Genomic DNA, 15,399 nt, shown 5'->3' with positions numbered 1-15,399 from the left:
AGGCCCCCGCCTGCGCGAGGGCGATGTGGGTCTAGTCGAACAACTGCAGCGCGTCTTTGAGCTAGCCCCGGCCTTGATTCGCATCAGCGTCGTGCTCATCGCCTTTGCCTGGCTGTTGGCCAGTCCCGTTTGGGCGGCGGCGCCGGCGCCCCCTTCGCCAGCGCTGGCGGGCAAACGGGTGCTGCTGCTCGCGTCGCCGTCGTACGGCCGTCCCGGCGTGGACGCGGTGGTGCGCACCATGGTCGACCAGTTCGACCGCGGTGGCCTCGTCCGCGACAATGTGATGGTCGAGTACCTGAACCTGTACCGCGCCGACGCACCGCAGTACCGGCCGCGCCTGCGCGAGCAATTGCTGGAACTGTACAAGGGCCAGCCCATCGACTTGATCATCGCCTTGCGCCAGCCCGCACTCGACTTCACCCTCGATGAACTGCGCGATCTGGCACCGGGGGTGCCTGTATTTGCGGTGGATGTGACGGCGCCGCCGCTGCATAAGCTGGGGCAGCATGCCTTGATTTTGCCGCGGGTGCACGAAAGCGAGCGGCGCACCCTGGAACAGGCGCTGCGCCTGTTCCCCGCCACCGAGCGCGTGATCGTCACCGTCGGTGCCGGCCCGGCCGACCAGCAGGGCAAGCAGCTGATTGCCTCTGTCATTGCCGAGATGGGCCTGAAGCTGGAAGTGGAATACACCGATGCCCTGTCGGCCGAAGGTATGGTGGCGCATGTGGCCGGGGCGCCGCCCCATTCGGTCGTGTTGCTGGGCCCCGTCAGCCGCGATGTGCTGGGCCAGAACGTGCCAGCCTACGACCAGGCGATGCGCATCGCCCGCCTGGCCAAAGCACCGGTGTTCACCTTGTTCAGCACTGGCATGGGGAATGGGCCACTGGGCGGCGCCGTGCGCGACGTCGAACACACTGCCACCGACGGCGTGGCCTACATGCTTGGTATTCTGGCCGGGACCCGGGCCGTGCGGCCCGGCGTCACCGAAGTCCCGTTCGCCATTACAAACATGTATGACTGGCGTCAGATCCAGCGCTGGCAAATCGACCCCGGCTTGCTGCCCCATGACACGGTCTTCCTGAACCGGCCGCCCTCGGTCTGGGCCGAGCACCGCCAGCTGGTGCTTGGCGGTGCGGCCGTGATCGCCCTGCTATCGCTGCTGTCCGCCACGCTATTATTCCAGCGCCGCCGTCTGCGCGTGGCGGAGCGCCGCTTTCGCGTGCTGGTGGAACAGTCGCCAGAAGCGATCGTGGTCTACGACGTGCGCAAAAAACGCTGGGTCGATGCCAACAGCAAGGCTGAACGGCTGTTCGGCGCCAGCCGCGCCGTGCTGCTCGAAGGCGGGCCCGAACGCTACTACCTTGAGAACCAGCCCGACGGCTTGCCGCCAGGGGAAACGCTGCAGCGCAATGCCGAGCGCAGCCTGGCCGGCGAAGAGCTGGTGTTCGAGCGCATGGTGCGCGCTGCCGACGGCCGCGTCTTCCCGTGCGAAGTGAGCGTGGTGGCCCTGCCCTCGTTTGGCGACGCCCTGCTGCGCGGCGGCTACGTCGACATCAGCGACCGCAAACGCGCCGAACAGGAGCTGCTCGATCGCGGCGCGGTGCTGGAATCCCAAGTGGCCGAACGGACTGCCGCCCTGTCATTGGCGGTGCAGGATGCACAGGCGGCCAATCGCGCCAAGAGCGTGTTTTTGGCTAACATGAGTCACGAGCTGCGTACGCCGCTCAATTCAATTATCGGCTTTTCCCACATCATGGCCGATTCCACCAGCCTGTTTGACGAAGAAAAGCACAACCTGAATATCATCAACCGCGCCGGCCACCATCTGCTGTCGCTCATCAACGACATTCTGGAGCTGTCGCGGATCGAGGCAGGGCAGCTGCGCCTGTCGCACAGCAGCGTCGACCTGCCCGCTCTGCTGCGCGAAGTGGAAGACATGGTGGGCCTGGCTGCGCGCCAGAAGGGCCTGACGCTGACCGTCTCCTGTCCACCTGTCGGGCAGATTGTCACCGACGGCGGCAAACTGCGGCAAATTCTGCTCAATCTCGTCTCGAACGCGGTCAAATTCACCGATGCCGGCCAGGTCTGGCTGACGGTGACGGCGTCGCCACTGTCCGAGACCACGCAGCGGCTGTCGTTCGTGGTGGGCGATACCGGCATGGGCATCGACAGCGCCGACGTGGCACGCATCTTCGACCCCTTCATTCAGGCCGACACGCCCAAAAGCCAGGCGGGAACCGGCCTGGGACTGACCATCTCGCGCCAGTTCGTGCGTCTGCTTGGCAGCGAACTGCTGGTGCAGTCGCGGCCCGGCCAGGGCTCGGAATTCAGCTTTGCAATCGAAGTGGCGGCCGACGCACACGCGGCTGCGGCCAGCCCCGCCGCATTGCCTGCGCCAGCCATCCCGGCAATAGCGGCGTCGCCCAGCATGGATCGCCTGACCGACCTGTCGGAGGAGACACGCGTGCAATTGCGCGACGCCTTGCAGCAGCTTGACATGCGCCGGGTCGACGCGATCATGGCCAGCGTGCGCCTGGTGCATGGGGAGGCAGCAGCTGCCATCGACACCATGCTGGCCGCGCACCGCTACCCTGCCCTGTGCGCGCTGCTCGAACATAGCCTTGCCGGGCAAGCGCAATGATGGACCGCACCGGCAGCATGGGCGAAGTGCTGGTGGTGGAAGACACGCCAGCCTCGCTCAAACTGCTTGGCGACCTGTTATCCGGCGCCGGCTACACCGTGCGCCAGGCACCAGACGGCGAGCTGGCCCTGTGGAGCGTACAGGCACGCGCACCGGAACTGATCCTGCTCGATGTGCGCATGCCCGGCATTGACGGCTTCGAAGTGTGCCGCAGTCTGAAAGCCAATCCGGCCCTGTGCGATATCCCCGTCATCTTCCTGTCGGCCATGTCCGATGCCAACGACAAGGTGCGCGGCTTTGCCGCTGGTGCGATCGACTTTATCGGCAAACCCTACCAGGCCGAGGAAGTGCTGGCCCGCACGGCGGCGCACCTGAAACTGGCACGCAGCCAGCGCGCCCTGGCACAAGCCAATGCGGACCTGAACGCAGCCATGGCGCAGCTGCACAGCACCCGCGACGAACTGCGCCGCGCCGAGCGGCTCGCTTCCCTGGGGGCGATGGTGGCCGGGATCGCGCATGAACTCAATACGCCGATTGGCAACTGCATCATGGCCTCGACTGCACTTGACGCCCGGGTGGCCGCGCTCAATGGCGCCGTCAGCGGCGGACTGCGGCGCAGCGACCTGGACCTGTTTTTGTCCGATGCCGCCGTCGCCAGCGGCCTGCTGCAGCGGAACCTGGCCACTTCAGCGCGGCTGGTCGACCTGTTCAAACAAGTCGCTGCAGACCAGAGCGGCGCGGTGCGGCGCCGCTTTGCCCTGGCCGACTTGCTGGGGCAGACACTTGAGACCCAGCGCACACGCCTGGTGGCCGCAGGCGTGCGGCTGGAGGTCAAGCAGGCACCGGCCATTGTGCTGGAATCCTATCCACTGGCGCTCGAGCAGGTGCTGCTGCAGTGGCTTGATAACGCGCTGGTGCATGGTGTGTCCGACGGCGGTTGTCTGCGCGTGGAAGCCGATATGGACGCTGACCATTTAACCCTGACGCTCAGCGACGATGGCAAGGGCATCGCCGCGCCAGTCCTGGGGCGTGTATTTGAGCCGTTTTTTACGACCCGCATGGGCCGCAGCACGGGCCTGGGCCTGTATATAGTCCATAACCTCGTTACCAACGTCCTGGGCGGCACCGTGCATGCAAGCAGCAATGGCAGCGGCACCTGCCTTACCGTGCGCTGCCCATGCAGCGCACCCGACCTGATATCCGTTCCTCCCTCATCTGGCCCACCCCTTCCATGAAGCTGCTGCGCTCCCTGAACCTGTCGTATCGCTTGTTTCTGCTGATCGCCGTCGTCGCGCTCGGCTTCATCATCTACGGCAGCTGGTCGTTTCGCACGCTTGACCAGCTCAAGGTGAATGGGCCGGTGTACCGTGAAATCATCGGCGCCAAGGACCTGATTGCCGACGCCGTACCGCCGCCACTGAACATCATGGAATCGTGGCTGGTGTGTCTGGAAATGGCGGCGCCTGGGACCAGTGCGCGCCGCATCGGCGCCCTGGAAGTGCGGCTGGGCATACTGCGTGATCAGCACGCGGCGCGCCTGCGACACTGGCGCACCCGGCGCCTGGACGCCGATCTGGCGCACCTGGTGGACGCAACCGAGCAACCCGCGCAGCGATTTTACGCACTCGCGTTCGATCGCATGCTGCCAGCCCTGGGTGGCGCCAGCCGGAACGAGGTCGACGCCGTCCAGACACGCATGGCAGCCGAATACGAGCAGCATCGGCTGGCCATCGATGCGCTGGTGGCGCGCGCCGCCATCGTGGCATCACGCACCGAAAGCATCACTGCCGCCCGCATTGACGCCGACACCGCGCGCTTGCGCGTCGTCCTGCTGCTGTCATTGCTGGCAAGCGTTGCGGCGGTGGTCATGATACGGCGCAGTATTACCGGACCGCTTGACGAAGCGCTGGCGCTGGCGCAGCGCGTGGCAGCGGGTGACTTGAGCGCGCGCGGGCACGCGCGCTTCGCCGACGAACCAGGCCTGCTGCTCGATGCGCTCGACGGCATGAGCGCGAGCCTGACCCGCAGCAAAGACCAGCGCGACGCAGCTGAACAATCACTGCGTCAGGCCAAGGAGCTGACCGAACGCCTGATCGAAAGCGCCAACGTGATCATCGTCGGCATGGACAAGACCGGCAAAGTCCTGATCTTCAATCACACCGCCAGCGCCGTCACCGGCTACGCGCCGGATGCGGTGCTGGGCAAGGTGTGGCGTGACTTGCCGCTGTTCGGTCCCGAACTGTCGGGCCGCTGGCCTGCAGATGAAGGCTGGGACGGTCTGTACCTGATTGATGAACAACTGATCACCACGGCCTCGGGCGCCCAGCGCTGCATTGCCTGGCAAAATACCGTGCTGGGCGACGAAGGCGGCGACATCGCCCTGATGAGCTTTGGCATTGACGTGACCGACCAGCGCGCCGCCATGGCCGCCACCGTCAAAGCACAGGAACTGGCCGAAACGGCCACGCGCAGCAAGAGCGAATTTTTGGCCAACATGAGCCACGAGATCCGCACCCCCATGAATGCCGTGATCGGCATGACCCGTCTGGCGCTCAACACCGAGCTCGATGCACGCCAGCGCAACTACCTCGACAAGGTCGACCGCGCCGCCCACAGTCTGCTGGGCATCATCAACGACATTCTGGATTTTTCCAAGATCGAAGCAGGCAAGCTGCGCTTCGAGCAGCGGCCCATCGTGCTGCGCCAGGTGCTTGATCACCTGGCCGGCATGACGGTCTACAGGGCACAGGAAAAGGGCCTGGAGCTGCTGTTCGATGTGGCCCCTGACGTGCCTTTGGAAATGCTGGGTGACCCACTGCGCCTGGGTCAAGTGCTGCTCAACCTGGTCAACAACGCCATCAAGTTTACCGAACAGGGCGAAATCATTGTCGCGGTGCGCCAGGAAGCGGCCGAGAGCGGCCGCGTATGCCTGCGCTTTGATGTGCGCGACTCGGGTATCGGCATCACGGCCGAGCAAGCGAACCAGCTGTTCCAGGCCTTCCACCAGGCCGACAGTTCGACCACGCGCACCCACGGCGGCACGGGTTTGGGCCTGTCGATCTCCCGCAAGCTGGTGGAAATGATGGATGGCCGCCTGTGGCTGGCCAGCAGCGAGCCGGGTGCGACGACCTTCAGCTTCACCGCGCGTCTGGGGCGGCACGAAGGTACGCTTGCGCCAGCACCAGACGCCCGTGCCGAAGTCGCGGCGCTCAAGGTACTGGTGGTCGACGACAACGCCGCCGCGCGTGAAATCATGCAGAATATACTGGCTTCGCTGCGCATGCGGACCGTATGCGCCACCTCGGCGCAGGCCGCAATCACCGAACTGGCCGAAGCGCAAACGGCGGGCGACCCGTATCAACTGGTGCTGATGGACTGGATCATGCCCACCATGGACGGGCTGGAAGCGATCCGCGCCATCCGTGCCAACCCGGCCATCGCGCGGACCCTGTCGATTGTCATGGTCACCGCCTACAACCGCGACGACTTGCTGGCGCAGTCGGCGGATCTGGCGCAATTGGGAGTGCTGGAGAAGCCGGTCACACCATCGTCGGTGCTGGACGCCATCGTCAGCGGGCTGCACCAGGGCCGCGCGACATTGCCGCGTCCCCTGCCGCAGCGCCGTCTCGGTGCGGCAATGCAGGTGCTGCGCGGGGCGAGCGTACTGCTGGTCGAAGACAATGAGGTGAACCAGGAACTCGCGCTCGAAATTCTCACCACTGCCGGCTTGTCGGTGCAGGTGGCGGGCAACGGCCAGGTGGCGCTGGAACTGCTGGCGCAGCAGCGTTTCGACGCGGTGCTGATGGATTGCCAGATGCCGGTCATGGATGGCTTCGAAGCGACGGCGCGCATCCGCGCCCAGCCGCATCTGGCATCGCTTCCCATTCTGGCGATGACGGCGAACGCCATGAGCGGCGACCGCGAACGCTGCCTGGCCGCTGGCATGAACGAACATATCTCCAAGCCGATTCACCAGGAAGAACTGGTGATGATGCTGGCGCAGTGGGTGCCCAAGACGATTTCGGATCCGTGTGCGCCGCTGGCGAGCTTCAAGGCACTGCGCGATGCAGGAGTCGATGTCGACTACGCGCTGGAACGCTTGCATGGCAATGACATCGCCTATCGCAAGCTGCTGCAGCAGTTTGCCCAATTGCGCGTAGGGTTCGAGCAGACAGTCCGTGATGCGCTGGCTGCCGGCCAGCGCGAACGCGCACTCAGGCTGGCGCACCACTTGAGCGGCCTGGCCGCCAATATTGGCGCTGCCGATCTCGCGGCCATGGCAGCGCAGCTGGAACAGACCATTGGTGCGGGACTGGACGGTATTGATGCGCAGTTGACGGACTTGGGGCCGTACTTGGCGCGCTTGAAGCACTCGATTGACTCCCTGTGATCACAATATATCCACAACGTCGCCCTCGCGGAGGCGGGGGCCTATACCATCTCAACAACTCCGGCGATGTGGTATGGGTCCCCGCCTCCGCGAGGACGATGTACGGTCAACAGCCACAGGTTTTTGCCAACATGCCTCATTCTTCAACGTACCCCTTGCGCAGCTTCTCGGCGACCAGCTTGTCCATTTCGCGGCGCGCTCGTTCTGCGCTCTCGAACTGCTTCACGATCTCCTGGCCAGCCGTACCGATACGGCCGTACGTCACGCGCAGGTCGCAAGCGCTCACGCTGGCGCGCCAGAATTTACGGGAAGTTCCCTGCTCGAAACGCAGTGATGCCGCCGCATCTGGCGCCGCGCCTGAGGGCGGCGCATCAGATGCTGCAGGATCCGGCTCAGCGGCCGGCACCGATGCTGTTTCCGGCACCGGCTTCGCAATCCGAGGCACATGCTGCACCAGTGTGACAATCTCCTGGGCCAGCGCCCGATCTTCGCCCGACGTGAGCATGCTTTCAATGCGCAGCAGGACGGCGCCGGGATCAGCGCGCCAATCCTTGCCCGGAATATCCAGCACCTGCCAGCCAAAGCTGCGCAGCACGCCTGGACGGAACACATAGCGCTCCACCGTATCGACCGCAGCGCTATCCGCTTTGTCGAGCAGGATAGCCAGCGCATAGGTCTGACGGTCTTTGGCGACGATGGCAAGGTCGCAGCGGAACTGCGAGCGGCCCACGTCGACATGCACGTCGTGGCCACGTGCGCGCAGCGCGTCTGCGATGGCATCGCGGATGCTGTCCGCCGCCGTGGCGCGGGCAAAGGCGTTGCGTGCGCCGTGGTTCATGGCGCCCAGCACGGCCTGGGCCTGCTCGAACTTGCCCGCAGCACCTGCCTGGGCAAACTGCAGGAAGCTGCGCAAGGCAGCTGCGCCGTCGTTGTGGACGTTGGTGATGGCCTCGGCCTGAATGGTCGACACCACCGCCATGCGGTGCCTTGCACGACTGAAGATCACGTTGAGGCGCTTTTCGCCGCCGCGCTGATTGATCGGCCCAAAGTTCATCAGCATCTTGCCCTCCGGCCCAGGCGCGTAGCAGATACTGAGGATGATTACGTCGCGCTCGTCGCCCTGCACGTTCTCGAGGTTTTTGACAAACAGACCGTTGAACTGGTCCTCGTCCTCGCGCACGTATTCGCGCGCCAGATTGGTGGCAAAGTCGGCATCTTCCTCGGCCAGCGCTTCAAGCGCCGCTTCGATGGCGCTTTGCTGGGCTTCCGAGAACGCCACGACGCCCAGGCTCATGCCCGTGTCGCGGCGCAGCAGGTCGCGCACCATTTCGGCGATGTAGCGCGCTTCAGGCGCATTGCGCCGCTCCACATACACGCCATCGGCAATGCGATGGAAGCTGATCGGCTGCGCCATCACGGCGGCGCTGGCAAGTTCGCCCACACCATGCTGGTCGGACCGCACCAGCAAGGTCTGGTCGCGCTGCTGTTCCAGCGCGCGGTCGGGAATGGTGACCAGGCGACCGTCATAGAAGGCCGCATTGGAGAAGCTGATCAGCGCTTCGTGACGGCTTCGGTAGTGCCAGGCCAGCATGGTGGCCGGCAGATTGCGCGCCGCCTGATTCAGCAGGCTGTCCGAGTCGAGGCTGATGGCGATGCTCTCGCCCTCCTCCTGCACCACGATCTCGTTGTCGGCCTCGCCCGCGCCGGCACTGAAGAAACTGGTCGGCGGCAGCTGCATTTCGTCGCCCACCACAATCACCTGGCGCGCCCGGCTCAGGGCCGGGACGGCTTCTTCGGTCGGAATCTGGCTGGCTTCGTCGAAGATAACCACGTCGAACAAGTCGGCCGACAGCGGCAAGGTATCGGAAACGGACAATGGGCTCATCAGCCACACCGGCTTCAGGTCGTTGACGACCATCCCCGTTTCATCATCGCTCAGATCGCGGATCGAACGGTGACGCATGCTCTTGCCGAATTCATGCTCAAGCTCGCGCCGTCCGGTCGCATACGACTTCTTGAAATTCTTGCCGTCGGCGTCGAGCTGCCCCGCCGCCAGCGACGAGGTATGCACATGGTCGGCAAACAGGGTATGCCGTTTGGCGCCCACCAGTTGCGCATTAAGGGCCAGCAAATCGCGCTGCCCCTGCGCCACAATGCGGGCAGTCTGCGCCAGTGCCGCGCCACCAAAACTGGCCAGTACAGGATTGCCGCGTTCCAGGCGGCTCAAGGTTTCATCAGCGATCAACGCTTCGCAGGCTAAAGGTGCCTGATCGATGCGCTGCATCACAAAAGCGCACGCAGGATCGGCACCGTCGACGGCGCGCAGCAGCGGCAGCAGATCTGGCAGTTCGTCGAGTGACTCGCGCAAATCGCGTGCCAGTTCGCTCACCTGGCCGAGGGTAGTGTCGCGTTCGAGCCGCAGCGCAGCGGCATGCTGCACCAGCTGCGCCAGCGCCGCATGCGAGCGTGCAGCCATGCGCGCCGGGCTGACTGGATCGGCCAAGGCGCGCAGCTGCGTAATGAGGCGGTGCGGTCCGTCGTTCTGCTGCAGACGCTTTTCCAGCGTATCGAAATGCTGCATAAACGCTTGCATGCGTTCGACCCCGTACTGGACGCGGTAGCCGCTGTCGGCAGCTTCCAGCGCGCGCGCGGCCGCGTGCTCGTCGGCCAGTGCGGCCAGTACTTTGGTGTAACCGGGATGGATAGCGTGCTGCGCAAAGTCGTAGCGGCGTTTGAGCTCAGCGCGCAAGCGCCACCATGCCGGGTTGAGCCAGCGCATAATGGACGGCTCCATGGCGCGTACCTGGGTCAGCGCACTGTCGGTGTCGTCCGGGCTTAGTTTGTCGCGCCAATTGCCAGTTGCCGCTTGGGTGCCTGCCAAGGCGGCAGCGCGTGCGGCCAGATCCTGGCGCGCCGTACGCAACGCCGCATGGGCAGTACTACCTGTGTCGAGCAGGTTCAGGTGGCTGACCAGGCCACTGTCAAGCAGCCATTGGCAATCTGCGGCGATGGCGGCGGCAGGCGCCAGCTGGTCGTCGGCATTGATCAACGCAGCCTGACTGTCGAGCAGCGGATCCAGGGTATCGAAGACGGCTTCCAGTGTCTCGCATAACTGGCCGGTGCGGCTGTAGGCGTGCTCGTCGAGGAGCAAGGTTCGGCCCAGGCGGCTGAACGGATGGGCTGCCAGGCTGTCCAGACCGAAGCGCTCGCGCATGGTCCGGTGCACGCGTTCGGGCAGGTCGCCCTGCTGCAGCCAGGCCGCGTATGACGGTAGCTGCTCGCGCAGGGCCGGTCCGGCCTGTGGCGCGGCAGGCAAGGCAGCCAGGCGGCGCAGCAGTGCGCGGACCGGCATCCCTAACTCTGCCGTCACGCCACCCATCGCCGCTTCGAAGGTATCGAGCAAGCGCTGGTGCGCATCGACCCGCTCGACCAGCGCATCGCGCTGGGCCGCCAGCGTCGCGCCTTCGTCGGTCTGGCCGATCCAGCGCTCGTAGCATGCCTTCAAGTCGGCGATGAACGCTTTTTTGTCGGTCTGCGAATCGTGAATCAGGCAGCACAGCGCTTCCAGACCGCTGTGCTTCAGGCGGTGGAACACCACATCCAGCGCGGCGCGCTTTTCGCACACGAACAGCACGCGCTTGCCGCGCCCGGCGTAGTCGGCAATCAGATTGGTAATGGTCTGCGACTTGCCAGTGCCAGGTGGACCCTGGATGATGAAGCTGCGGCCACTGCGCGCCAGCGCTACTGCGGTCTGCTGGGTGGCGTCGGATGCCACCACGCTCCATTGTTCCGCTGCCGGCAACGGCGGTGGCGTATTCGTTTCAACAGCGCGTGGCTCGATCGAAAACACGCGGTCAAAGGCGGGATTGGCGCTTGCGCCATCGAGCAACTGCGCATAGTCGCGTACCAGCGACATTTTTTTGTAATTAAAGTTGGCCAGTGTGACCTGGGTCAGGTCCAGGTCCCAGGCGTAGCGGTGGCCTTCGGACTCCTGCAGGACATAGCCTTCGCGCTCCTCCACCGCCTCGACCATCTGCGGCTGGCGCGTACTCGGACCGGGCGCGGCGCCCGCTTCAAAGCGCTGCGGCAGTTCCGCCGGACGCACATAATGCTCGAACAGGGCGCGGCCCAGTGGGCGGTAATCGTCGCGCGCATAACTATAGGGCGGCAGCCAGCCCGCACTGGCGCGGCGCGCCGTACCAGGACGGCGGCGCTGGTATTGCTGCATGCGCTGCATGGCTTTCTGGCGCACCATCTTGATTGCCACCTTGTCGACCAGGCGCAGTTCAACAGCCGGCTCGGTGCGGCGGATCTGCGCCAGAATGTCGGCATGAATCGCGGCGATGGTGGTCGTCTCCAGGTCGACCGTCTCTGGCAGCTCGATATCGTACAGCTGCTGCAGCTGGTGCCGCAGCACGGGATTGAACTCAGCTTCGCTGCCGGCGCACTGCACCAGATACTGGTCGCGCACGCCTTTGCGCTTGGCCAGTTCCAGCGGCAGCCACAGGAGCGGCGTGACGATCCGTTCTTCAGGCGTCTCCTTCAGATTGTGCCAGCGCAGGAATGCCACCACCACCCGCAGATTACTGAAGCCGAATTCTGCGCGGTCGCGCCGGGTTTCGCTGATCAGCTGGTCCAGCGCCGGCGGCAGGTAAGGCTGGTCGTCAAACCGCAGCCAGCTTTGCAAGGCCACCGGTTTGCCTGACAGGAGCGCTTGCGCGAACGGCCCACCCCAGGTACAGATCTGCTCTGCCCGCACGCTGTCAATCTGCAGCATCAGCGGCACGCTGGCCACGGTCAGGTTGACCGTGGAAGCGCTCGGACGGAAGTACAGAAGGCGGTTGCGGCGCGACAGATCGAACAGGCGGTCGCGCAAGTGCGCCAGCACGGCCATGCGGCGCGGCGCGGCTCCTTTGGCGCCGGACAGTGCCCGGTCCACATCCAATGCCATGGGTTGCTCGCGCCAGTTGCGCAGCTGGGTGCACAGGGCGGCCACGTCGGTGGCCCGCTGGTGCCGGTTAATCTCGGTCATGTCGACGATGATGGCCGCCACGATCGGGTTCAGCCGATCCACCAGTTCAAACAGGTTGCGCCGATGGGTCACGAACGATTGCAGGTCTGCTTCGTCCGTAAAATCCAGGCCGCACGCCAGGCTGGCCAGGATCATCCCGAGCGAGAAGACGTCGGTGATCTCGTCATGGTGGCCAAGGCTTTGCTCCCAGGTCATCGACCCGGGCAGGTAGACGGGGCGCACAATCGGTGCATTGGCGTCGAATTGCAGGGCCAGATCGGACACGTTCTCGCGCCCGCTGTCTTCCTGTTCGCGGCGCAGCGCGCCGATAATGTTGAGTCCCGATGCGGGATTCGGCTGCACCTGGTGCAGCGCGTCGATCTGCATGCGCGGCGCCTGCCCCAGGGGCGAGCGCAGAACCAGACCGCCCTCGTCGCCCACCAGTACGGCGTCCGCATCCAGGGCGGCGACCTTGCCTTCGGCATGCAGGGCCGCCACCTGACTAAACAGGGGCAACAGCAGCATCAGCACATCGTCGGTAGACAGGGGTTGTCCCGCCTGGGCGGCAATCAATGTGTCCAGGGTGTGCGCTTCGGGACCACTCATGGCTGCACCTCCTTGGCCAACTGGCGTTTGTAGCGATCGAGCTCACGCCTGCCAAAACCGGCGTCACGCTGCAGGTTCTTGAGGAGCGCGTCGTAACTGCCCATCGCCTGGGCAATGCGGCCTGCACGCAGCAGCGCTGCATCCTGCTGATCAGGGTCGGCCAGGGCCAGGTCGAGCATGAGTGCATTCAAATAATGGCGCACGCTGTCGTCGACCTGCGCCGCATCGAAGGCTTGCGGCGCCAGCGCTGCTTCATCCTCACGCCAGTCGGGAAACAGCATGCGCACCTGGGCCATGACGGCATCTGATGCAAATGCGTTCGCATCCAGGAAATGGGCCACAAAGCCGCGTGTCATCGCCTGCAGGCGCAACTGGCCTTGCAGGTCCAGCCGTTCAAGCGACAGCATGCCGTGCAGGCGCTGTTCGAGCCAGGCGTCCAGCTGGTCGGACTGGTCCCACCACAGCGCCAGGGCGCGGGCACGAATAAAGGTTTCAGGATGGCTGAACTGGGCGCTGGCGCCCGCCTCCTTGGCGTCCACTTCGGCTGCCTGGCGCAGATACGCGTCAGGATCGACTGCCGCAATCCCGGTTTGCACCTTGACCAGGGCGGCAACGGCGGCGCCCACGCTGCCGGCTGCCACCGCACTGCCACGGTCGGCAAACAATTCGGTGTGCAGACTGTAGCGGCGGTAGGTTTCTTCCTGGCTGCGGGTGGACGTGGGCGTACGCACCGTATCGCCCAGAATGCGGTCAGTGACCAGGTGGCGGCTTTCGTCGCACGACCACAGCAAATAATGGGACAGTTCGTGGCCAAACACGGCCAGCAGTTCGGGCGCCGACATCCGCTCCAGCAGCGGGCCATGCAACACGATGTGGATTTCGCCCGGCACGTACACGAGCGAGGCATTCATCTCCTGCCCGGCCGACTGGTACAAGGTAGCAGGCGCCTCGATCTGCAAGCGCTGCATGGCCGTCGCCAGGGCCATATGCACCTCGGCGTGGGCCTGGGCGTCGATCCGGTACGTATCGCGCAGCAGCATGGTGCGTAGCGATTCGCGCTGCTCGTCCACGGTGGCGCGCGCCGCAGCCCAGCGCCACACGTCAGGCTCGTGGCGCTGCAGGTAGTCGGCAATGGTGGCGTGATAGGGTAAAGGGTGCAGGGCGCTGGCGTCGCGCGCGGCAGGAGGCAAACTGTGGGATTCCAATGTCAGAGTTCCTTGCTGGCGCAGACGCCAGGGAATTAAATTGCCTCAATGCTACCGCATTTTGCAATCATTTCCCTGACAAACCGCCTCTGACCGGCACTTAATCGCGAATATCAAGCGCCCGGTTCAGGCTAAGCGCGGCCAGCGAACACACCGCACCCGACAACAGATACAGTCCTACGTACACCAGCCCGAATTTGGCCGCGAGAGCCAGGGCCACCAGTGGCGCAAAGCCGGCGCCCACCAGCCAGGCCAGGTCGGACGTGATGGCCGCGCCCGTGTAGCGGTAGCGGGCCGGGAAATTGGCGGTCACGGCGCCGGCAGCCTGACCATACGACAGGCCCAGAAGCGTAAAGCCGATCAGCAGGAACCAGTCCTGACCTCGCTCGCCTCCGCCCATCAGGGCCGGCACAAAGAAGCTGAAGACGGCAATCAGCACCGCCAGGGTACCCAGCGTGGTGCGGCGGCCAATGCGGTCGGCGATCCAGCCCGACGCAACTACGCCGATCGCCATCAGGCCCACGCCAAACATCTGAATGACCAGGAATCCGGTAACCGGACGTGAGGAATACAGCATGATCCAGGAAAGCGGGAACACCGTCACCAGGTGGAACAGGGCGTAGCTGGCCAGCGCTGCCAGCGCGCCAATAAATACATTGCGGCCCTGGTTGCGCGACATTTCGCCAAACGGCGTGGGCTGCAGCTCGCGGTCTTCGAGTAAATGCGCGTACTCATTGGTGGAAATGAGCCGCAGACGGGCAAACAAGGCCACCACGTTGATGGCAAACGCCACATAGAAGGGATAGCGCCAGCCCCAGTCAAGGAAGTCGGCACTGGTGACATTCGACAGCAGGAACCAGAATACGCCGGCCGCGATGACGAAACCGACCGGTGCGCCCAATTGACCGAGCATGGCGTACCAGCCGCGCCGGTTGGCCGGTGCATTCAGGGCCAGCAGCGAGGGCAAGCCATCCCAGGATCCACCCAGGGCCAGGCCCTGTCCCACCCGCAAAATGGCCAGCAGAACGATGGCCTTGCTGCCCAGCTGGGCATAAGTAGGCAGGAACGCGATGCCGGCTGTGGACACGCCCAGCAGGAACAGCGCCGTGGTCAGCTTGACTTCGCGCCCGTAGCGGCGCTGAATCGCCATCGACAGCGCGGTACCGATGGGGCGCGCGACGAAGGCGAACGAAAAAATGACGAAGGCGTACAGGGTGCCCGTGAGCCGGTCGGCAAACGGGAAAAACGCCGACGGGAACACCAGCACCGAGGCGATGGCAAACACGAAGAAGTCAAAATACTCGGAGGCGCGCCCGATCACCACGCCAATGGCGATTTCGCCAGGCGAAATGGCCGAATGGTCGGCGTTGATGCGGCGCGCGTCGGCGCTGAGGGCGCCGGCGTCGGCGCCGTACGGGGCGGTATGGGTGGTGGACATGCGCTTTGTCTCCTGCTTGTTCTAGGTAGGCTGGCCGTGATGGCAGGCCCGAGCTCATCATGCACCAGAGGGGGACGGTTTGTCCATCGCTGCCCAAGGCGTGCGCAG

At 64.8% G+C, this 15,399-nt stretch carries 6 protein-coding genes; 3 read left to right on the top strand and 3 right to left on the bottom strand.

All coding sequences use genetic code 11. The features are described from left to right. The first annotated feature begins 25 nt into the window (after positions 1–25). The 3 genes from BUC24_RS06675 to BUC24_RS06665 are packed head-to-tail and all read left to right on the top strand — an operon-like array spanning position 26 to position 7,031. Positions 26–2,641 carry a sensor histidine kinase gene (locus tag BUC24_RS06675; protein ID WP_178372489.1) on the top strand — a complete coding sequence of 872 codons (2,616 nt, stop codon included), beginning with the start codon at positions 26–28 and terminating at the stop codon, positions 2,639–2,641. Beyond that, positions 2,638–3,876, top strand: a complete 1,239-nt coding sequence (locus tag BUC24_RS06670) for a sensor histidine kinase (RefSeq protein WP_083598737.1) — start codon at positions 2,638–2,640, stop codon at positions 3,874–3,876. The genes BUC24_RS06675 and BUC24_RS06670 overlap by 4 nt, the downstream gene beginning before the upstream one ends. Beyond that, entirely contained in the window at positions 3,819–7,031 is a 3,213-nt protein-coding gene (locus tag BUC24_RS06665) for a hybrid sensor histidine kinase/response regulator (RefSeq protein WP_083598736.1), read from the top strand. Before BUC24_RS06670 ends, BUC24_RS06665 begins: the two co-directional genes overlap by 58 nt. A gap of 136 nt (positions 7,032–7,167) precedes the next feature. Here BUC24_RS06665 and BUC24_RS06660 read toward each other — a convergent pair whose 3' ends face one another. From BUC24_RS06660 to BUC24_RS06650, 3 genes are all read right to left on the bottom strand, one after another. Then, a complete protein-coding gene (locus tag BUC24_RS06660) occupies positions 7,168–12,648 on the bottom strand; it encodes an AAA domain-containing protein (RefSeq protein WP_073213291.1) in 5,481 nt (1,826 codons plus the stop codon). Continuing rightward, positions 12,645–13,853: a M48 family metalloprotease gene (locus BUC24_RS06655; RefSeq protein WP_073213290.1), complete on the bottom strand. Its 1,209-nt coding sequence runs from the start codon at positions 13,851–13,853 to the stop codon at positions 12,645–12,647. Before BUC24_RS06655 ends, BUC24_RS06660 begins: the two co-directional genes overlap by 4 nt. Positions 13,854–13,953: 100 nt before the next feature. Next, on the bottom strand, positions 13,954–15,291 hold the full coding sequence (locus tag BUC24_RS06650; RefSeq protein WP_073213289.1) for an MFS transporter: 1,338 nt from the start codon (positions 15,289–15,291) through the stop codon (positions 13,954–13,956). Positions 15,292–15,399 lie beyond the last annotated feature (108 nt).

Origin of the sequence: Massilia sp. CF038, from assembly GCF_900129765.1 — a bacterium.
Lineage (GTDB): Bacteria > Pseudomonadota > Gammaproteobacteria > Burkholderiales > Burkholderiaceae_D > Telluria_A.
The sequence above is the reverse complement of the archived record's forward strand: the minus strand, read 5'-3'. Positions and strand labels throughout refer to the sequence as shown.

Excerpts from the sequence above, each read along its gene's own strand:
- BUC24_RS06650 (WP_073213289.1), bottom strand. The coding sequence starts at position 15,291 with ATGTCCACCACCCATACCGCCCCGTACGGCGCCGACGCCGGCGCCCTC.
- BUC24_RS06670 (WP_083598737.1), top strand. The coding sequence starts at position 2,638 with ATGATGGACCGCACCGGCAGCATGGGCGAAGTGCTGGTGGTGGAAGAC.
- BUC24_RS06660 (WP_073213291.1), bottom strand. The coding sequence starts at position 12,648 with ATGAGTGGTCCCGAAGCGCACACCCTGGACACATTGATTGCCGCCCAG.
- BUC24_RS06665 (WP_083598736.1), top strand. The coding sequence starts at position 3,819 with ATGCAGCGCACCCGACCTGATATCCGTTCCTCCCTCATCTGGCCCACC.